The sequence below is a fragment of the Streptomyces sp. NPDC025784 genome (assembly GCF_055558435.1).
On the sequence record NZ_JBVHMN010000019.1, the window covers coordinates 118,794 to 135,316 of the forward strand.

Genomic DNA, 16,523 nt, shown 5'->3' on the forward strand with positions numbered 1-16,523 from the left:
GGCCGGACCGGACGGACCGGCCGGAGCAGCGGGCGCCAGGCGTGGCCGGCGGACCGGACCACGCGTCGGCGCCCGCGCCCACCGCCGGTCCGGGGCGGCGGTCGCCCCGTCACTTCAGGCGGTCGCGGATGCGCTCCCGCATGGATCGCATCGTGAAGCCCCGCGGGTCGATCTTGCCCGGCTGCCATTCGAGATGGCCGACGACCGAGCGTTCCGTCCAGCCGTGGTGGCGGCAGATCGCGGCGGAGACGCGCTCGACGGCGTCCAGCTGCGCCTCGGGCCACGGGTCCGTCCCGTCGCCGAGGTTCTCGCACTCGAAGCCGTAGAAGTGGCGGTTGCCGTCGGTGTTCGCCTCGTTGTCGTGGGGGAGTGCCTTCTCCGCGATCACCGCCCGCAGGACGTCGTCGTCGCCCAGGCCCGCGTGGTTGGCGCGTCCGTAGCCGACGAGGTGGACGACGCCGTCCTTGGTGATGACGCCGTGGCACAGCGGCCCGGGCAGTTCCGAGTGACCCTTGCGGCAGATCTCGACGGTGCGCTCGCTGCCGGAGGTCACCGTGTGATGGATCATCACGCCGTGCACCGGGCCCCACGGGCCCTTGTGGTCGCGGTTGTGGTGCTCCCAGTCGCCGACCTCGGCGACGGTGACGCCTTCGTCCCTGAGCCGGTCCAGGAAAGTACGCGCGGACATGGGTGGGGCCACGGCCGCCTCCTTCGTACTGCGCGGCGGCCACCTTTCGTGGCCGTCTCGTACCGCAGCTTGTACCCGCGACAAGGTGGCCGGTACTACTCGTTCGCACAGCGTGCGAGCCGATCCGGACATGCGGGACGGAAGCGGTGGAACCGGTGGATCGGGCGGCCGGGTGGACCGCCCCAGCGACCCGGCGGACCGCCGAACGGCTGGGCCGGTGACCGCCGGGACCGCGAAATCCGGCCGGGCCGCTCAGGAGTGCAGGAACGCGTCCCCGTGCGCGGCGATGTGACTCTCCAGGGCCTGGAGTGCCTGCTGGGTCGCCTTGGGGGTGCCGCTGCCGCGCCGCTCCGCGTAATACGCCGCGCCGAGTTTCTTCAGGAGGTCGCTGCCGGCGCGCTGCGCCTGCACCTCGTCGAGCTTCTGCTTGCCCTGTGTGAGGCCGCGCTGCGCCTGCTCCTTGGCGCGGTCCAGGAAGCCTGCCACTGCCGTCTCCCTTCGTTGTCCGTCGCTGGGTCAAACGGTTGGCCGGATCTTGGAGTTCCCTGGACAGAATCGCGGCCAATGCCCACTGGCCGGTGATCCATTCCCCCTCATTCGTGTAATAGCACCGGCGCGCTCCGTGATGGAAGGCTGGTCGGCGCAGATCAGTGCACGACCGGGAGGGCAATTCATGTCGGTAGGCGAAGAGGTCCGCGCGCAGCAGAGCAAGCCGCAGCAGAGCCTCGGCACATCCGCCGCGCGGAACCTGGCCACCACCACCAAGTCCGCACCCCAGATGCAGGAGATCAGCTCCCGCTGGCTGCTGCGCATGCTTCCGTGGGTGAACGTGCAGGGTGGCACGTACCGAGTCAACCGGCGGCTCAGCTACTCCGTGGGCGACGGCCGCGTGACGTTCGTGAAGACCGGCGACCGGGTCGAGGTCATCCCGGCGGAGCTCGGCGAGCTGTCCGTGCTGAGGTCGTTCGAGGACCAGGAAGTACTGGGCGAGCTCGCCCAGCGCTGCCGGCAGCGGGAGTTCGCGCCGGGCGAGGTGCTGGCCTCGTTCGGCAGCCAGGCCGACGCGGTGTTCCTGCTGGCGCACGGCAGGGTCGAGAAGATCGGCACCGGCCCGTACGGGGACGACGCGGTCCTCGGTGTCCTCGCCGACGGCGCCTACTTCGGCGAGCAGGCGCTCATCGACCCGGACGCGATCTGGGAGTACACGGCTCGCGCGGTCACCTCGGTCACCGTGCTCACCCTGCCCCGCCAGGACCTCGAACAGGTCGCGGAGCGCGCCGACTCCCTCCGTGAGCATCTCCAGAGCCTGCGCTCCATTCCGGCGCAGCGCACCAACAAGTACGGCGAGAAGGAGATCGACCTCGCGGCGGGTCACACCGGCGAGCCGGACATCCCCGGCACCTTCGTGGACTACGAGGCGGCGCCGCGCGAGTACGAACTGAGCATCGCCCAGACCGTGCTGCGCCTGCACACCCGTGTGGCCGACCTCTACAACCAGCCCATGAACCAGACCGAGCAGCAGCTCCGGCTCACCGTCGAGGCGTTGAAGGAGCGCCAGGAGCACGAGCTCATCAACAACAGGGAGTTCGGACTGCTCAACAACTGCGAGTACGACCAGCGTTTGCAGCCGCACGACGGCGTGCCCAGCCCGGACGACCTCGACGAGCTGCTCAGCCGGCGGCGCGGCACCAAGCTGTTCCTCGCGCACCCGCGCGCGATCTCCGCGTTCGGACGCGAGCTCAACAAGCGCGGTCTGGTCCCGGAGACCGTCGAGATGGCGGGCCATCGCATCCCGACCTGGCGCGGGGTGCCGATCTTCCCGTGCAACAAGATCCCGGTCAGCGACACCCGTACGACCTCGATCATCGCCATGCGCACGGGCGAGGCCGAGCAGGGCGTGATCGGCCTGCAGCAGTCGGGCATCCCGGACGAGATCGAGCCGAGCCTGTCGGTGCGCTTCATGGGCATCAACGAACAGGCGGTCATCTCCTATCTGGTGACGGCGTACTACTCCGCAGCCGTCCTCGTGCCGGACGCCCTCGGCATCCTGGAGAACGTCGAGATCGGCCGCTGGCGGTGACGTCACCGCACGCCGGGCGCCGCGTCCCGGTCCCGCGGGGCGGGTGCACGAGGGGGTGCGCGCCCGGCAGTCGTGGAGATGCCACTGTCCGCAGACGCTCCGAGGCGGTCCCATGGGTGAGTTCATGACGGACACGAAGCAGGGCCCGGCCGAGATCCTGGAAAGGCGGAGCCCCACCGGAAGGCCCATGGACAGGCACGCCCCGCAGGGTCCGCTCGACGGGCAGGAGGCGGCGGGCATCCTGGAGCGCGCGCGGGCGTCCGTCGACCCCGAGCTGCGCAGGGCGATCGACACGCTGCCCGGCTCCATGCGCCGGGTCGCGCTGTACCACTTCGGCTGGGAGCACGCGGACGGCACCCCGGCGGCGGGCAACGCGGGCAAGGCGATCCGGCCCGCGCTCGTGCTGGCCGCGGTCAGGGCACTCGGCGGGCGGCACGGTGCGGCCGTGCGGGCCGCGGCGGCCGTGGAGCTGGTCCACAACTTCACGCTGCTGCACGACGACGTCATGGACCGGGACACCACCCGCAGGCATCGTCCCACCGCGTGGACCGTGTTCGGTGACGCCGATGCGATCCTCGCGGGCGACGCGCTCCAGGCGCTGGCCCAGCAGCTGCTCGCGGAGGACCCCCATCCGGCGTCCTCGGCGGCCGCCGCCCGGCTCGCCGCCTGCGTCGTCGAGCTGTGCGCGGGCCAGCAGGCGGACACGGCCATGGAGAAGCTGGGCCCGGACGAAGTCACCCTCGACGACTGCCTGGTCATGGCCGAGGCCAAGACGGGAGCGCTGATCGGCTGCGCCTGTGCGGTCGGCGCGCTCTACGCGGGGGCGGACGACGAGGACGTCGCGGCGCTGGACGTGTTCGGCCGTGCGGCCGGGCTCGCCTTCCAGCTGATCGACGACGTGATCGGGATCTGGGGGGACCCGAGCCGCACCGGCAAACCGGCCGGGGCGGACCTCATCGCCCGCAAGAAGTCCCTGCCCGTGGTCGCCGCGCTCGGCTCGGGGACCCCGGCGGCGGACGAACTGGCCGAGTTGTACAGGGTGCCGTACGGGGAAGGAGACGCGGGGGAACTGGAGCGCACGGTGCTGGCCGTCGAGCGGGCGGGCGGCCGTGACTGGGCGCAGGTCCAGGCGGCCGACCGGATGGCCCGGGCGATGCACGAGCTGTCCCGGGCGATCCCCGACCCGGAGGCGGCGGGCGGCCTCCTCGCGCTGGCGGAGTTCGTCACGCGGCGCAGCAACTGACCGGAGCGGCGCGCCGGTCACCCGGCCCGCGCGCCTGCCGCAGGCCCCGGGGCCCGGTTCCGTACGGCACCTGACCTCCGTACGACACCGGGCCCCGGACGGGGCGGGTCCCGCACATCCCCACGGTGTGCGGGCTCCGCCCCCTTTCGTCGTCCCCGGTGCGTGACCTCCGGTGCCCGCCCTCCGCGGAGACCGACTAGGCTGCAACGGCCATACGATCAAGGTGAGTTGGGGCGAAGGGCGGGGCGGGACATGGGCGTGGCGATCCGGGCGGCGGACGAGGGCGACAGAGAGCTGGTCGTCCGGCTGCTGGACGAGGCCTTCCAGGACGATCCGGTCAGCGGCTGGGTCTTCCCGGACGAGGCGGACCGCCGTGCGACGCACCACAAGCTGATGGCCGCCTTTCTCGACGCCGTGCTGGCGGAGGGCCGGGTGGACCTGGCCGAGGACGGCACGGCCTGCGCCCTGTGGCTGTCGGTCCCCGCCGGTGACCACGGGGAAGACGCGGACGAGGACGGTCCGGCGCAGCTGCGCGAGGCCGTCGACCCGGGCAACGAACGCGTCGAGCTGATCGGCCGGCTGACGGCGGACATCCACCCCGCGGGCCGTGCCCACGAGTATCTGTGGATGATCGCCGTGGCGCCGGAGCGGCAGGGCGAGGGACTCGGTACGACGCTCATCCGGTCCGTCCTCGACCGCTGCGACCGGGAGGGCCTGCCCGCGTATCTGGAGGCGAGCAGCGTGCGCAGCCGCGCGCTGTACGAGCGGCTCGGGTTCGCCCTCGAGGGCCGCCCGCTCGACCTGCCGGACGGGCCGCAGATGTGGCCCATGTGGCGGGAGCCGCAGGCCTGAGGCATCAGGCCTCGGGCACGATCGTGGCCACGATCCGTTCCAGCAGTTCGTCCGGGACGGCGAGGCCCGGCAGCACCCCGTCCAGGACACCCGGCAGGGTCAGCTGTTCCAGGAGCAGCCCGAGCACGGCCAGGTAGAGGACCGTCACGGTCTCGTCGCCGCCGGGCAGCCCCGCCGCCCGGTGGAACGCCATGCCCTGCTCCAGGTCGCCGCGTACCGACGCGGTGTACGAGGCCCGCAGGGCGGGACGGCGGGTGGCCTCCAGACGCATCTCGAACAGGGCCAGGTAGCCGGTGCGGTCGCCGGTGGCGCGGGACAGCAGGTCGCGCATGAACTCCAGCACCAGAGAGCGGTCCTTCGGTCTGGTGAGCAGTTCGGAGAGCACCGCCGGGTCGGGGGCGAGGCGCGTGTGGAGGTGGGCGTCGACCTGGTTGAGCAGGTCGTCCCGGTCGGTGAAGTAGTTCGACGAGGTCCCCACCGGCACGGCGGCCTCACCGTCCACGGCACGGAACGTCAGCCCGCGCGCCCCCTCTCGTGCCAGCACCGCCACGGCCGCGTCGACGAGGGCGGCCCTGCGCTCCGGGTTCCTTGCCATGTGGACGTCCTCCGGGAATCCCCTTGTAACCACTACAGATGAAGCACTATAACTGGAGTGGTCCGGCCGGGCCGGCCGGACCACCTGAACGTGTCGTCCACGAAAAGAGACCCGCTTGCGCAAGCTCACGTACTTCATCGCCTGCTCGATCGACGGCTTCATCGCAGACCCGAAGGGCGACTGGCAGTTCTTCATGCCGTTCGTCGACGAGGAGTACTTCGAGTTCCTCAAGGCGGAGTACCCGGAGACCCTGGCGACCCACGGCCGGCAGGCGCTCGGCATCGACGATCTGGCCAACCGCCGCTTCGACACGGTGATCCAGGGCCGCGTCAGCTACGACCTGGCGCTGGACATCGGCGTGACCAGCCCGTACGCCCATCTGCGCGAGTACGTCGCCTCGCGCGGCCTCGACGAGTCGCCCGACCCGAACGTGACGGTCGTCGGGGACGACGTCCTCGGAAAGGTCCGCGAACTCAAGGCCGAGGACGGCGAACTCGGGATCTACCTCTGCGGCGGCTCGCAGCTCGCCGGAGCCCTGATCGACGAGGTCGACGAGCTCGTCATCAAGACCTACCCCGTGGTGCTGGGCTCGGGTATGCCGATGTTCGGATCCGGATTCGACGTCGCCGAGTTCGCGCTCGACTCGGTGCGCACCTTCGAGAACGGCGTGCTCGTGCGGACGTACAGCAGGAAGCGCTGAGGCCGCCGCCGCAATACCCTGGGGTCATGGGCACCGACGAGCACGTCTGCCCCTCCTGCGGGCAGCCGGTCGACACCGTAGTGCGACGCCACAAGACCCTGGGCGCCTGGGTCCCCGTGTGGGGACCCGGACCCTGCCACAACCCCGAGTGCGAGGCCGGGCATGCCGAGCACGGCCGGCACCCCGTCCATGAGCCGGACGACGCGCCGGACCGCACACCGGACGACGCGCCGGGCCGCACACCGGACGACGCGTCCGGCGGACGGGCGGACCGGGCGGCCGTCGACCGGCCGGAACAAGGACCGGGCGACCGTCCCGAGGAGCCGGCGCGCCCGAACGCCTAGGGAGCAGGCGTTATCCGCGTGCGGGCCCCGTACGGGGGACCGTAGCGTGGGCGCATGCCTGAACCTCTGCTGCACATCACCGAGCGGTCCCTGTGGGACGCGGCCCGCGCGTCCGGCACGTATGAGATGTCCACGCGCGGCCGCACCCTCGGCGAGGAGGGATTCGTCCACTGCTCCACACGCCGCCAACTCCCGGGCGTGGCCTCCTTCCTGTACGGCGCCTACGCCGGTCCCGACGAGCTCGTCGTCCTCGTCATCGACGCCGAGCGGGTCGGTGCGCCGGTGCGCTACGAGGCGATGAAGCCCGGGGGCGAGGAGTTCCCGCACGTCTACGGCCCCATCCCGGTGGAGGCCGTCGTGGATGTGGAGACCTGGGAGCCGCACACCCCCTAGGGGAGGCTTCCCGTCGCGGGATCCCGGGACGTCAGGCAGTACGTGCCGCCGGAAGGGTCCCGCATGACGTTCCAGTGGGCGCCGCGTGCGACGAGGACGGCACCGAGACTCTCGTGGTGGGCGCGGACCGCGTCGACGTCCGAGCACGCGATGTCGTGGTGGGCGGACGCGGGACGCTCGTCGTCCAGGCGTTGCAGGAGGATGTGGAACGGCAGCGTCGAGGGCGGCCTGACCACGTGGAACTCCGACAGAGCGCCGGGCCGGGACACCCAGCCGGTCAGCTCGCTCCAGAAGACCACCTCGGCGTCGTACACGGACGGCGCCAGGTCCAGGCACACCTGGTCGAGGCGGCTGGTCGCACCGCCGCCCGGGACCTCGACCACCGGTGGGCGCGTCGACTCGCCCTGCCAGGGCACCGCGCAGAACGACTGCCCGCCGGGGGAGCGCAGGACGGTCCATCCCTCGTGCCCGGCGAGGACCTCGGCACCCAGGTGCCGCGCCGACCGCACCAGCGCGGTCACGTCATCGACGACCAGGTCGAGGTGCGCGCCCCCGTCGCCGTCCTCGACGCCCTGCACCTTCACGCACGCGTCCGCTCCGCCCGGCAGCAGCGTGACGAACTCGTCCCGGTCGCCGCGCGGTTCGGACAACCGCGTCCCCGTGACGGCGGTCCAGAAGTCGTGGGCGGTGCCGGACTCCTTCAGGGGCCGGTCGACGAAGGCGTAGGTCCACCGGATCGGCTCGGTCATCGGGGTGCTCCCTGTCGGTCGGCCGGTACGGCTCGTACCGTCTCCCGCCCGATCAGCCCGCGCAACGAGGTTTTCACGCCGGCGACGAACGAGTCCCGGACACCGGGCGGGAGGACGTCCAGGGAGAGGTACGGGTTGAGGTCCTCCAGCTCCACGAGGAGCAGGTCACCGCCGGGGGCACGGCAGGCGTCCACGCGCTGGACGCCGTGGTCGATGTCGTTCCAGTCGACGAACCGCTGGGCGAACTCACGGTCGGCCGCGGTCGGCTCGTACGGCTCCAGGGCCCACCGCCGGTCCGGGTCGGGAGCGTAGAGGGCGTACTGGAAGGTGCGGTCGACGAAGTAGAAGGACACCTCGTAGCGGAAGTCGATACGGGGCTGGACGAGGACCTCGCCGTACGCGCGCCCGGCGAGCTGCTCGCGCGAGACGAACTCCAGGCCTATCGAGTCCGCGCCCAGCTTGGGCTTCACCACGTACTGGCCGGAGTCGGGCAGCAGGCCCAGGTCCTCGGCACGGTCGACGGTGGGGATGACCGGATATCCGGCGGCCGTCAGATCGAGCAGGTACCGCTTGCCCGCCATGTCTCCCTTGCCGGAGAGCTCGTTGAACACGCGCACACCGTCCGCCACCGCCCGCGCGCGGAACGCGTCGTACTGCTCCTGGTAGTTCAGCACCGGCCCGCTGTTGCGCACGACCACCACGTCGAAGCCGTGCATCAGCCGCTCCGCGTCCAGCGGGTGGCACAGGGCGACGTCGAAGTCCTCACGCAGCCGCGAGGTGAGGAAGATGTCCTCGTCGCAGTAGCGGCGGCCCTTGGCCGGGTAGGCCAGGTCACTGACGAACAGGACGCGGGGGCGCGCGGACGGCATGGGGGACTCCTCGGCGTTCATCGTGCTTTCTCGCACGCACTCTCTCAGGGACCGCCGCGTCCGGTGAAGCGGGGGGAGGCCGCCGGCCGGGACGCGCCCGGCCGGCCCGGTCACTCGGCGACCGCGTCGCGCGACGTCGCGTGACGGGCGCGTGCGATGTCGGGGAAGCGCACCGTGAACAGGACGGGAAGGACGAACGCGGCGACGGTGAGCAGGGTGCGGGCCGTGTCCGCCTCCGGCCGGTAGTGCCACAGCAGCGCCCCGCCGACGCCGCAGAGGGTGAACGCCGTGGCCCATACGACGGTGACGACACGGTTGACGTGCAGGAAGAGCGGGCTGTTCCACCGGTTCTCGGGCACCTGGGTGCGAGCGATGCCGAGCGTGAAGGGGCGGCCGATCGCGAGCGAGCCCCAGGCGGTGACCGCGAGCCAGAGCGAGGAGAGCGGCGGGCCGTAATGGACGACGGCGGACGAGGCGGGCGCGACGCACGCGGCGACGGTGTAGGCGGCGAAGAACACGACGGCGCTGCCCTCGATCACCTGGGCGTCCCAGCCGCGGCCCGCGCGGCGCTGGACCGCGACGAGTCCGGCGGCCAGGACGAGGCCGGTGAGCGCGGCGACACGGATGTCGACCGTGCCGGTGAGCGCGGCCACGGCGATCCACGGGACGAAGCTGCGGATGTAGCCCATGACGGTGGTCCCCCAGTGTTCGTACGACCCGGGTTCGGTCGGACCCGGGGCCCTCAGCTTCTCGGTCACATGTGCGCCTCGGCACGGGGAGAAGATGCAAGACTCGGTGCAGGAAGCTGCACGGGACGGGGGGACCGATGAGCCTGGAGAGCCTCGGGCTGACGCATGATCAGGAACGGGTCTACCGCTACCTCCTGCGCACACCGCACGCCGACCCCGACGAGGCCCGGGCGGAACTCGGCCTGCCCCGTCTCGCGGCCGTCCTCGACGAGTTGCGGACGCTGGGCGTGATCGACCGCTCCCTGGTCCCGCTGCCGCCCGCCGCCACCGTGGACCTGCTCGTCCGCCACCAGGTGGAGCGCACCTCGCGCGAACTGGCCCGCCTGGACGCGGCCTTCGACGTGGTGCGCGATCTGGCCGAGGAGGCGCGCCGGGGCCGCCCCGTCGAACTCGTCGAACGCATCGAGGACAGCGCGGGCGTGAACCGGCGCGTCGACGCGATGCGCGACCGGGCCGAGACGATGAACGCCAAGCCCCTGCCGCGCGGCCGGCACCACACCGAGGCGGCCACCCGCCGCTACCGCCGTCAGCTCGCCGACGGTCTGGTCAGCCGGACCCTGGTCGGCGCCGCGGCCCTCGACCTGCCCGAGGAGATGGCCTACGCCCGGCACTTGCACGGCCTGGGCGATCTGCACCGCGTCACGGCCGAGCCGTTCCTGCCGCTGCTCGTCATCGACCGGCGGGTCGCGTTCGTGCTGCTCGAACCGGACCGGTCGGACACCGACGCGCTGATGATCCGTCAGCCCGGGATCGTGGCCGCGCTCGTCGCGCTGTTCGAGAAACTGTGGGAGCGGGCCGCGGATCTCGACGGGCTCGACCTCAGCGCGACGGAGGCGCGGGTCCTGCGGGCGCTGGCCGAGCACGACAAGGACGAGACCGCCGCCCGCGCGCTGAACGTGTCCTTGCGCAAGTACCGCGCGCACGTGGCCGCGCTGATGACCCGGCTCGGTGCCACCACCCGCTTCCAGGCCGCCCTGCGGGCGAAGGAGCGCGGCTGGCTGTGACAGGACGACCGCACCCGGCCCGTGGCGGACGCGGTGCTCGTGCCTCGGGCCATGATGACGCGCACCCGGCTGTATCGCGAGGGCACGCTCGTCCTGGAGCACCTTCCCGTCAGTGACGTCTCCGCGGATCTCGCCGATCCGGCGTCGGTCCTTTGGCTGGACCTGTAGGAACCCGGGCCCGCCGAATTCAGCATGCCCGGCCAGGAGTTCGGCAGCCACGAATTGGTTCTGGCGGATGCCGCACAGTATGGGCGGCGCCCGAGACTCGACCGTTGTCGCACCCACGAGTTCCTCAGCGACCGTGCCGTGACCGTCAGCCCGGACGGTGCGGGACTGACGTACAGCGAGATCGCCGCCTTCCTCATCAGCCAGGCCGTGATCACCGTCCGCAAGGACGACAGTCGCGACATCGAGAACGTCGTCGCCCGCTGGGACGAGAGTCCGGACCCGCCGGTCACGGCGTCGGATTCCTGTTGCACGGCCTGCTCGACCTCTCGTGGACGGGCACTTCGCCGCGGTCCAGCGACTGGAGGACAGCATCGAGGAGCTGGAGGGGCTGCTCCTCGCGGCCGGGCGCCGTGAGATCGAAGCTGTACACCAGGTTCCGAAGGCGGGGAAATACCTGGTCACCCCCGGCTTTTCGGGCCGGTGAGCGGAGTAGTGTGAAGACACCGGGAGTTCTTCGCGCACCGGCTCCGCCGCGGTGCCGTTTCCGGTGATCGACAACGCCGGGCCGCACCCACGAGCCCGGGGACAGGTCCGCGCCATGCCCGTGACCATTGACCGTACGAAATCGAGCAGGCGCGCGCCGTTGCTGCCGGTTCGCCTGTCCCTGACGTCGGCGCCCGGCGGGCTGGACGGAACGTGGTGGCCTCGCTCCCGTGCCCTCACCCGTGAGCTGCCACCCTTGACGGCCGCTCTGGGCGACCTCTGGGGGCGCATCACGCGTATCACGGTGAACCCGGCCTACTGGCCCGTCATCCCGAGTTGGGTGTCCGTCGCCGGGCGCACGGTGCATGTGGGCTGGACCACCGATGGGCAGGATCCGCACAGACTGACCTTCTTCTCCACCGATGGCCGCCGGGACGTGCTGGTGATTCCGCCGGAAAGCGGTGCGGATGCCGCCGCGCAGCTGATGGCCGGCGACGGTATCGGTGCCCCGGCCCGAGAGGAAGCAGCAGACAGGATCGATGCCCGAACCAGGGAAGAAGCGTGGGACACCGACGGCGGAGCGGATCGGCCGTCCTCCCCGCCCCGGCCCATCGGCTCGGCAGGGCCTTCGCCCGGCGGTCCGCGGAGGTGAGAGAACCATGACTGTCATCGCCGTGGCCGTGCTGCTCCTTCTGATCACCGTCGGAGTCGTTCTGATCCACCGGCTCAACGGTCAGCACGACGAACGGATCGCTGCCTTCCACTACAGCGATGTTCTGCCGGGGATCGGGCGTCGGCCCCGGAGACAGTGTCGGTCGGCGGTGGACGGGAAAAACCGTTCCGACGCACCCCACCGCGACAGCGACCGTGGATGACATCGACTTCGGCCCGACCGAGGGCGGTAGAGGAAGGCACGTCATGGCGATATTGCGAGACCGGAAGACGTACCGCGACAGGATCATGCAGGCTCTGTACCAAGCCGCCGAAGGCAATCGCCTCCTGGGCGTCGGTGGGGCGAAGCTCCGCACCGACCTCGGTATCCCTGAGCAGGACATGGCCGCCGCCTGTATGTACCTGGCGGGCGAAGGCTGGGTCGTCGTGGACTGGGAGAGGGGCAACACGCCCGCGATGATCACGCTGACGCACCAGGGCATCCGACAGATGGAGACAGAAGAGGAAGGACGTGGCTGAGCGGCCGCGTCGGCTTCTCGGACCGAAGTGAACCTAGGCAAGGATTGTTCGTGTCGGATTAATCCCTTTGGCGTAATGTGGAAAGCGGGTCGGCGCACGCTCACGTGCAATGATCCGGAAGGGCGGCTCCGGCGGGTTCACGCCGGAGCCGTTGCCTGTTTCCATAACCGCGCCCTGCGGCGAAGCGCGCGCAGCACGGGCAGTTCCGTCACCGATCGACTCCCTGTCGGCCTGGGCTAGATGCGGGCGAACTTCTCCGTCTGCTGAGCGAATTCCCGGGCCATGGCGGCACTGACCGTGGGCTTGGTGTCGCCGATCGTGACCAGGTAGTCGTCCGTGGTAGGGGTGCTCCGGGTTCCGGTGTCGAAGGTGCGCTCGAACTGGGCCTGGGAGACGGTTCGCGCCGCGTGGGCGATGTCGGCGGGGGTGAATCCCTCGCTGGCGGACGCGAGTACCGCGCTGTCGGCCCGCGCGCCCGCTCGGGCCAGGTAGCTCTCCCACAGCGCGGTCCTGGCGGTGCGGTCGGGAGGGCCGATCGGCAGCACGTAGTCGAAGCGGCCGTGTCGGAGGAACGCGGAGTCGAGCGTGGTCACGTTGTTCGTGGCGCAGACGAGCAGACGTCCGTCCTGGCTTCGGAACCGGACGATCGCCTTGAGCAGTTCGTTGACGACGCCGACAGCGGTCGCGTCCGCACCGCCGCGCTCGCTGGCGATCTCCTCGACCTCGTCGATGAAGACCAGGACGTGGTCGAGCCGGGCGATCTCGTCGAAGCGCCGGTTCAGCCCGGTCGCCAGGCCGTACTCAGCGGCCAGACGGGCGGGGAACAGCTCGAGGAAGGGCCATCCCAGGCGGCTGGCGATCGCGTGCGCGAAGGTGCTCTTGCCGGTCCCGGGCGGGCCGAACAGCATCACCGCCCGCGGTAGTTCCACTCCGTGCTGGGCGGCCAGTTCGGGATGGGCCAGCGGCAGGACCAGGCGACGCTCGATGAGCTGCTTCTCCCGTTGCATGCCCGCGACCTTCTGCCACAGTCCCCCCGGCGGCAGCTCCGCTCCGAGCGAGGACAGCGTGCCGACCGACTGCGGAGTCACCGGCCCGCGTTTTTCGAAGAAGACCAACCCGGGGCGGGCGCCGAAGTCGCAGTTGCGCAGGGCGGTGTCACCTGTCTTACCCTCGGGCAGGACGGCGTGCACTGCCCGGACGCCGGCGGTGAAGAGCCGTTGCTCAAGGGCGGTGATCAGGGCACTGCCCAGCCCGCGCTGCCGCCAGCCGGGCGCCATGCAGATGAGCAGGATCCATGCCCGTTCGCCCTCCACCCGGCTCACCGCGGCGCCGATCACCACGTCGTCGGCCGTGGCCACCACAGCCGGGTGGCGTGCCTGGAGAGCCGTCACGGCATCCGAGAGCGGGAAGAGCGGCAGCTCCTCGGTCGTGCTGCTCTCCATGTCGACTCGGATCAGCGCTTCGAGATCGTCCTCGGTGTAGTCCCTGACCCGCCAACCCGTCATGATCAGCTCCGCGTGTTCGGCCGTACTCCCATCATCAGCCGATGCCCGGAGTCCGCGCGACAGGCACCGGCCACGAGTCCGCCCTGGTGGCACGGATCGCTCGCCCGCACCGTCACCGCGGTACGCGGTGACGGTGCGGGCCGTGGTCGGGTCAGGCTGCGGTGCCGGGCGCGTTGCCGACCGGGCTGAGGGACTTGTCGGTGCGGCCGGTGCAGCGCCGCCGAGTGGCGGCGGCGTGGCGGGTGCAGCGGCCGCGGCCCCCGTCGCGGTGGTCACGTCGTTCGCCGACGGTCGGCGATTTGGGCAGTGGTGGTCCCGCAGGGGGTCGTGCCGCGGCGCGGGCCGCCGGGCAGGCTGCGACTGTACCGGCGCTCGCATAGGCGCCTCCTCCGCTGACTGCGGCGGCGGACGACCAGGGTCTCGTGTTCCGTTCAGCCCGTCGCTCCGCATCGGTCCGTCGGGGCTCGGCTAGGAGTACCGTTGTGATTACCGAGAGCATCTCGTACACAGGCTTCCAGGCCGACGTCGTTCTCGGCGATTCACGACAACCGGGCCGGCCGTGACCGGCCCGGGGTTGGGTCCGCGCCGTGACTGCGACCGTTCCGTTCACGCCCGCAGTCGAAGACCGGGCCCCTTCTTCGTCACCGCTCCGACTCACGCCGGCGCCGGCCGGTGTCCCTCCGGCCCTGGTCGACGGTGCCTGGTGGCCCCGTTCGCGCAACCTGACGGAGCAGCTCCCGGCGCTCGTCGAATGTCTCGACGCGCTGTGCGGGCGGATCACCCGGGTAGCGGTGAGCCGCACGTTCTGGCCGGTCATTCCGGGAAAAGTACCCGCGCACGGTCACATGGTGCGCGTCGGCTGGTCCGACGCCGGTCACGACACGCACAAGCTGTTGCTGCTGTCCTGCATCTTCGGCCGCTGGGACCTGCTGGTGATCCCACCGGAGACAGACCCGGCCACCGCGGCCCGGCTCATGGTCACGGCCACCGACCCGTCACGGAACCTCACGGCGAGCGGCCTGATGCGTGAGGCCGAAAGCTTCCGGACCATGACAGAGGACGAGGCCGACTCGGACTCGATGCGGGAGGCGGTGTGGGAATCCGGAGGCGGGCATGACGCCCGCCACCCGACCTCACATGGCCCTGTCGGAACGGTCATTGACCCCTTGCCGACCCCGGCAGAAGGAATGTGAAGGCATGGAGACCTTCTCGACAGTGATCCTGCTTGTGGCCATGATCGCCGTGGGCGTGCTCGTGATTCAGCTGTTCACGAGGCGCCACGACGATCGCACGGCGACCTTGCCCTCCGGTCATACCCGGCTGTGGCGGCTCCGGCCGTGGCGCCGAACCGAGAAGTGACCCCCGCACAACCGGCTCAGCCTGCACCACGGCTCAGCGGAAGGGGGCCCCGCACCAGGACGGCCTGCCATGAGACAGTCGGCCCTGCGCCTGGAACACAGGCTGCTGGACCGGCTGTTCGCTTCTCTGCACGAGAGCACGAACGCGCACGGAGCGCAGGAAGAGCTGGGGATCCGGCTTGTGCAGCGTTACTCGGCCGGTCTCCTGAACCGAGCTGCCATTCATGGTGGTTCGGCGGTCGCCTCACTCCAGGATGGCGAGGTGGTCGGCGGCGCCCCCGCGCCATTCGATCAGGAAGAGGGTCGCGTCGTCGCTGGTGCGGCCACCCCGTTGCTGCTTCAGAGCGTGGGAGAGTGCGCGCACCACCGCGCGTACTCCCTTCTCCGTGTGTTCGACGCGGTTGACCCAGCGGATGAGTTGCTCCTCGCCGAACTGCTCTTCACCGGCTTCGTGTTCCTCGATCAGGCCGTCGGTGAAGCACAGCACCCGGTCGCCGGGTTGAAGCATCTGCTCGCTGATCTGGGGCTCTTCACCGCCGAAGCCGACCGGCAGGGTGGTCGGGCCTGTCAGTTGCCGCACGACCTGGTGGTTGCGGATCAGCAGCGGTGCGGGGTGGCCCGCGTTGACCCACTGCAGGTGGCCCGTTGCGACGTTCAGACGCATCATCTGCGCGGTGACGAAGTGCTCGGGCCCGAACTGGTCGGCGATGGCCCGGTCCATGAACGCATAGATCTCGGACAGGCCGATGTCCGCACGTCTGGCGTGCCGGTAGGCCCCGACGGCGACAGTCGCCATCGTGGCGGCGTCCAGGCCGTGGCCCATCGCATCGACCATGGCCAGGTGCAGGATGTCCTCGTTGAGGGCGTAGTCGAAGCTGTCGCCTGCGACGCTGTAGGCGGGCTCCAGGATTCCGGCCACTGCTGCCTGTGGGACGGACATCGCCAGCGGCGGCAGCAGAGACCACTGAATCTCGGCGGCCACGCTCATCGGTTCGCGGCGCCGGGCGAGGAAGAACCGGTCGGTGTAGCTGTGCTTGGTGACCAGCATGTCGGCCACCAGACCGGCGAGCCTGCGCAGTAGCCGTCGGTCGTTGTCATCGACGGTGTCCAGGGTGAGGCCCATCACTCCCACCTGGTCGCTGCCGTCCAGCAGCGGTAGATACATCCGGACGCCGTCAGGCTGCGGCACCTCGACAGTGGTCGCCTGCAGGAAGGCGGTGCCCGCGGGAGAGTCACCGATCGGCTCGGGCTCGCCGACCATCAGCCGCCGACCCGGCAGCGGCACCAGCACCAGCTGGCCGTAGTCCTGCAACAGGATCGAGACGTCACGGCCACCGACCCTGGCCACCTCTTCCGCGATCAGCGGGGCGATCAGTTGCGGCGGCATCTCGTGTGCCCGGTCCAGCAGTACCCCCAGCAGCCGCTCACCGAACCCTTCCGAACGGTCCGTCATGCCGCTTTCCGGTCGCCGCTCACCCTGTGCCATGGCCGTGCTCTTGTACCTGTGTCCTCGAAGCCTCGGTCATCGTGTTCTTGCTGACCTCGTGCCGCG

General features: G+C 70.7%; 21 protein-coding genes and 1 pseudogene. 14 read left to right on the forward strand and 8 right to left on the reverse strand.

Going from position 1 to position 16,523, the window contains the following annotated elements:
• Positions 1–109: 109 nt before the first annotated feature.
• Positions 110–700, reverse strand: a complete 591-nt coding sequence (locus ACZ4IF_RS34230) for an N-acetylmuramoyl-L-alanine amidase (protein WP_467569937.1) — start codon at positions 698–700, stop codon at positions 110–112.
• Positions 701–940: 240 nt separating this feature from the next.
• Positions 941–1,174, reverse strand: a complete 234-nt coding sequence (locus ACZ4IF_RS34235; RefSeq protein WP_467569939.1) for a hypothetical protein — start codon at positions 1,172–1,174, stop codon at positions 941–943.
• Between the two features lie 187 nt (positions 1,175–1,361).
• Between ACZ4IF_RS34235 and ACZ4IF_RS34240 the strand changes: the two genes are divergently transcribed.
• The 3 genes from ACZ4IF_RS34240 (at position 1,362) to ACZ4IF_RS34250 (ending at position 4,863) form a co-directional block, all read left to right on the forward strand.
• Positions 1,362–2,768 carry a family 2B encapsulin nanocompartment shell protein gene (locus ACZ4IF_RS34240; RefSeq protein ID WP_467569941.1) on the forward strand — a complete coding sequence of 469 codons (1,407 nt, stop codon included), beginning with the start codon at positions 1,362–1,364 and terminating at the stop codon, positions 2,766–2,768.
• A 112-nt stretch (positions 2,769–2,880) separates the two neighbouring features.
• Positions 2,881–4,011, forward strand: coding sequence for a family 2 encapsulin nanocompartment cargo protein polyprenyl transferase (locus ACZ4IF_RS34245; protein ID WP_467569944.1), 1,131 nt, complete (start codon positions 2,881–2,883; stop codon positions 4,009–4,011).
• Between the two features lie 252 nt (positions 4,012–4,263).
• Positions 4,264–4,863 (forward strand): GNAT family N-acetyltransferase, encoded by a 600-nt coding sequence (locus ACZ4IF_RS34250; RefSeq protein WP_467569946.1) that lies wholly within the window; start codon positions 4,264–4,266, stop codon positions 4,861–4,863.
• Between the two features lie 4 nt (positions 4,864–4,867).
• Here ACZ4IF_RS34250 and ACZ4IF_RS34255 read toward each other — a convergent pair whose 3' ends face one another.
• Complete coding sequence (locus ACZ4IF_RS34255; protein ID WP_467569949.1) at positions 4,868–5,458, reverse strand: TetR/AcrR family transcriptional regulator; 591 nt, start codon at positions 5,456–5,458, stop codon at positions 4,868–4,870.
• Positions 5,459–5,573: 115 nt separating this feature from the next.
• On the opposite strand from ACZ4IF_RS34255, the gene ACZ4IF_RS34260 reads away from it, so the two are divergent.
• Genes ACZ4IF_RS34260 through ACZ4IF_RS34270 form a run of 3 tightly spaced genes read left to right on the forward strand, consistent with a single transcriptional unit; the run spans position 5,574 to position 6,895 of the window.
• On the forward strand, positions 5,574–6,158 hold the full coding sequence (locus ACZ4IF_RS34260) for a dihydrofolate reductase family protein (protein ID WP_359489677.1): 585 nt from the start codon (positions 5,574–5,576) through the stop codon (positions 6,156–6,158).
• A 26-nt stretch (positions 6,159–6,184) separates the two neighbouring features.
• Complete coding sequence (locus ACZ4IF_RS34265; RefSeq protein ID WP_467569952.1) at positions 6,185–6,502, forward strand: hypothetical protein; 318 nt, start codon at positions 6,185–6,187, stop codon at positions 6,500–6,502.
• 54 nt (positions 6,503–6,556) lie between these two features.
• Positions 6,557–6,895, forward strand: coding sequence for a DUF952 domain-containing protein (locus tag ACZ4IF_RS34270; protein WP_467569955.1), 339 nt, complete (start codon positions 6,557–6,559; stop codon positions 6,893–6,895).
• On the opposite strand, the gene ACZ4IF_RS34275 is transcribed toward ACZ4IF_RS34270, so the two are convergent.
• From ACZ4IF_RS34275 to ACZ4IF_RS34285, 3 genes are all read right to left on the reverse strand, one after another.
• Positions 6,892–7,644: a VOC family protein gene (locus ACZ4IF_RS34275; RefSeq protein ID WP_467569958.1), complete on the reverse strand. Its 753-nt coding sequence runs from the start codon at positions 7,642–7,644 to the stop codon at positions 6,892–6,894. The two genes, ACZ4IF_RS34270 and ACZ4IF_RS34275, sit on opposite strands and share 4 nt — an antisense overlap.
• Positions 7,641–8,513 carry an ATP-grasp domain-containing protein gene (locus tag ACZ4IF_RS34280; protein WP_467569961.1) on the reverse strand — a complete coding sequence of 291 codons (873 nt, stop codon included), beginning with the start codon at positions 8,511–8,513 and terminating at the stop codon, positions 7,641–7,643. The genes ACZ4IF_RS34275 and ACZ4IF_RS34280 overlap by 4 nt, the downstream gene beginning before the upstream one ends.
• A gap of 110 nt (positions 8,514–8,623) precedes the next feature.
• Positions 8,624–9,271 carry a hypothetical protein gene (locus ACZ4IF_RS34285; RefSeq protein ID WP_467569964.1) on the reverse strand — a complete coding sequence of 216 codons (648 nt, stop codon included), beginning with the start codon at positions 9,269–9,271 and terminating at the stop codon, positions 8,624–8,626.
• Positions 9,272–9,339: 68 nt separating this feature from the next.
• Between ACZ4IF_RS34285 and ACZ4IF_RS34290 the strand changes: the two genes are divergently transcribed.
• The 6 genes and pseudogenes from ACZ4IF_RS34290 to ACZ4IF_RS34315 all read left to right on the forward strand — a co-directional run bounded on the left by ACZ4IF_RS34290 (position 9,340) and on the right by ACZ4IF_RS34315 (position 12,108).
• Positions 9,340–10,266 (forward strand): LuxR C-terminal-related transcriptional regulator, encoded by a 927-nt coding sequence (locus ACZ4IF_RS34290; protein ID WP_467569967.1) that lies wholly within the window; start codon positions 9,340–9,342, stop codon positions 10,264–10,266.
• 192 nt (positions 10,267–10,458) lie between these two features.
• Positions 10,459–10,656 (forward strand): annotated as a pseudogene (locus ACZ4IF_RS34295) (magnesium transporter); the annotation flags it as partial.
• Between the two features lie 106 nt (positions 10,657–10,762).
• Positions 10,763–10,918 (forward strand): hypothetical protein, encoded by a 156-nt coding sequence (locus tag ACZ4IF_RS34300; protein WP_467570151.1) that lies wholly within the window; start codon positions 10,763–10,765, stop codon positions 10,916–10,918.
• Between the two features lie 114 nt (positions 10,919–11,032).
• Complete coding sequence (locus tag ACZ4IF_RS34305; protein WP_467569969.1) at positions 11,033–11,569, forward strand: DUF5994 family protein; 537 nt, start codon at positions 11,033–11,035, stop codon at positions 11,567–11,569.
• A gap of 7 nt (positions 11,570–11,576) precedes the next feature.
• Positions 11,577–11,792 carry a hypothetical protein gene (locus ACZ4IF_RS34310; protein ID WP_467569972.1) on the forward strand — a complete coding sequence of 72 codons (216 nt, stop codon included), beginning with the start codon at positions 11,577–11,579 and terminating at the stop codon, positions 11,790–11,792.
• 43 nt (positions 11,793–11,835) lie between these two features.
• Positions 11,836–12,108 carry a hypothetical protein gene (locus tag ACZ4IF_RS34315; protein WP_467569975.1) on the forward strand — a complete coding sequence of 91 codons (273 nt, stop codon included), beginning with the start codon at positions 11,836–11,838 and terminating at the stop codon, positions 12,106–12,108.
• Between the two features lie 236 nt (positions 12,109–12,344).
• Here the strand turns inward: ACZ4IF_RS34315 and ACZ4IF_RS34320 are convergent, their stop codons facing one another.
• Positions 12,345–13,613, reverse strand: coding sequence for an ATP-binding protein (locus ACZ4IF_RS34320; protein ID WP_467569978.1), 1,269 nt, complete (start codon positions 13,611–13,613; stop codon positions 12,345–12,347).
• A 587-nt stretch (positions 13,614–14,200) separates the two neighbouring features.
• Between ACZ4IF_RS34320 and ACZ4IF_RS34325 the strand changes: the two genes are divergently transcribed.
• Together ACZ4IF_RS34325 and ACZ4IF_RS34330 are read left to right on the forward strand one after the other, a co-directional pair.
• Positions 14,201–14,806: a DUF5994 family protein gene (locus ACZ4IF_RS34325; protein WP_467569981.1), complete on the forward strand. Its 606-nt coding sequence runs from the start codon at positions 14,201–14,203 to the stop codon at positions 14,804–14,806.
• Between the two features lie 4 nt (positions 14,807–14,810).
• Positions 14,811–14,972 carry a hypothetical protein gene (locus ACZ4IF_RS34330; protein ID WP_467569984.1) on the forward strand — a complete coding sequence of 54 codons (162 nt, stop codon included), beginning with the start codon at positions 14,811–14,813 and terminating at the stop codon, positions 14,970–14,972.
• Positions 14,973–15,215: 243 nt separating this feature from the next.
• Here the strand turns inward: ACZ4IF_RS34330 and ACZ4IF_RS34335 are convergent, their stop codons facing one another.
• Complete coding sequence (locus tag ACZ4IF_RS34335; protein ID WP_467569987.1) at positions 15,216–16,457, reverse strand: PP2C family protein-serine/threonine phosphatase; 1,242 nt, start codon at positions 16,455–16,457, stop codon at positions 15,216–15,218.
• Between the last annotated feature and the right edge of the window lie 66 nt (positions 16,458–16,523).

Bases quoted from the DNA above. Each gene is read 5' to 3' on its own strand.
- ACZ4IF_RS34305 (WP_467569969.1), top strand. From the start codon at position 11,033: ATGCCCGTGACCATTGACCGTACGAAATCGAGCAGGCGCGCGCCGTTG.
- ACZ4IF_RS34280 (WP_467569961.1), bottom strand. From the start codon at position 8,513: ATGCCGTCCGCGCGCCCCCGCGTCCTGTTCGTCAGTGACCTGGCCTAC.
- ACZ4IF_RS34275 (WP_467569958.1), bottom strand. From the start codon at position 7,644: ATGACCGAGCCGATCCGGTGGACCTACGCCTTCGTCGACCGGCCCCTG.
- ACZ4IF_RS34270 (WP_467569955.1), top strand. From the start codon at position 6,557: ATGCCTGAACCTCTGCTGCACATCACCGAGCGGTCCCTGTGGGACGCG.
- ACZ4IF_RS34320 (WP_467569978.1), bottom strand. From the start codon at position 13,613: ATGACGGGTTGGCGGGTCAGGGACTACACCGAGGACGATCTCGAAGCG.
- ACZ4IF_RS34330 (WP_467569984.1), top strand. From the start codon at position 14,811: ATGGAGACCTTCTCGACAGTGATCCTGCTTGTGGCCATGATCGCCGTG.
- ACZ4IF_RS34310 (WP_467569972.1), top strand. From the start codon at position 11,577: ATGACTGTCATCGCCGTGGCCGTGCTGCTCCTTCTGATCACCGTCGGA.
- ACZ4IF_RS34245 (WP_467569944.1), top strand. From the start codon at position 2,881: ATGGGTGAGTTCATGACGGACACGAAGCAGGGCCCGGCCGAGATCCTG.
- ACZ4IF_RS34335 (WP_467569987.1), bottom strand. From the start codon at position 16,457: ATGGCACAGGGTGAGCGGCGACCGGAAAGCGGCATGACGGACCGTTCG.
- ACZ4IF_RS34250 (WP_467569946.1), top strand. From the start codon at position 4,264: ATGGGCGTGGCGATCCGGGCGGCGGACGAGGGCGACAGAGAGCTGGTC.
- ACZ4IF_RS34290 (WP_467569967.1), top strand. From the start codon at position 9,340: ATGAGCCTGGAGAGCCTCGGGCTGACGCATGATCAGGAACGGGTCTAC.
- ACZ4IF_RS34255 (WP_467569949.1), bottom strand. From the start codon at position 5,458: ATGGCAAGGAACCCGGAGCGCAGGGCCGCCCTCGTCGACGCGGCCGTG.
- ACZ4IF_RS34265 (WP_467569952.1), top strand. From the start codon at position 6,185: ATGGGCACCGACGAGCACGTCTGCCCCTCCTGCGGGCAGCCGGTCGAC.
- ACZ4IF_RS34315 (WP_467569975.1), top strand. From the start codon at position 11,836: ATGGCGATATTGCGAGACCGGAAGACGTACCGCGACAGGATCATGCAG.
- ACZ4IF_RS34240 (WP_467569941.1), top strand. From the start codon at position 1,362: ATGTCGGTAGGCGAAGAGGTCCGCGCGCAGCAGAGCAAGCCGCAGCAG.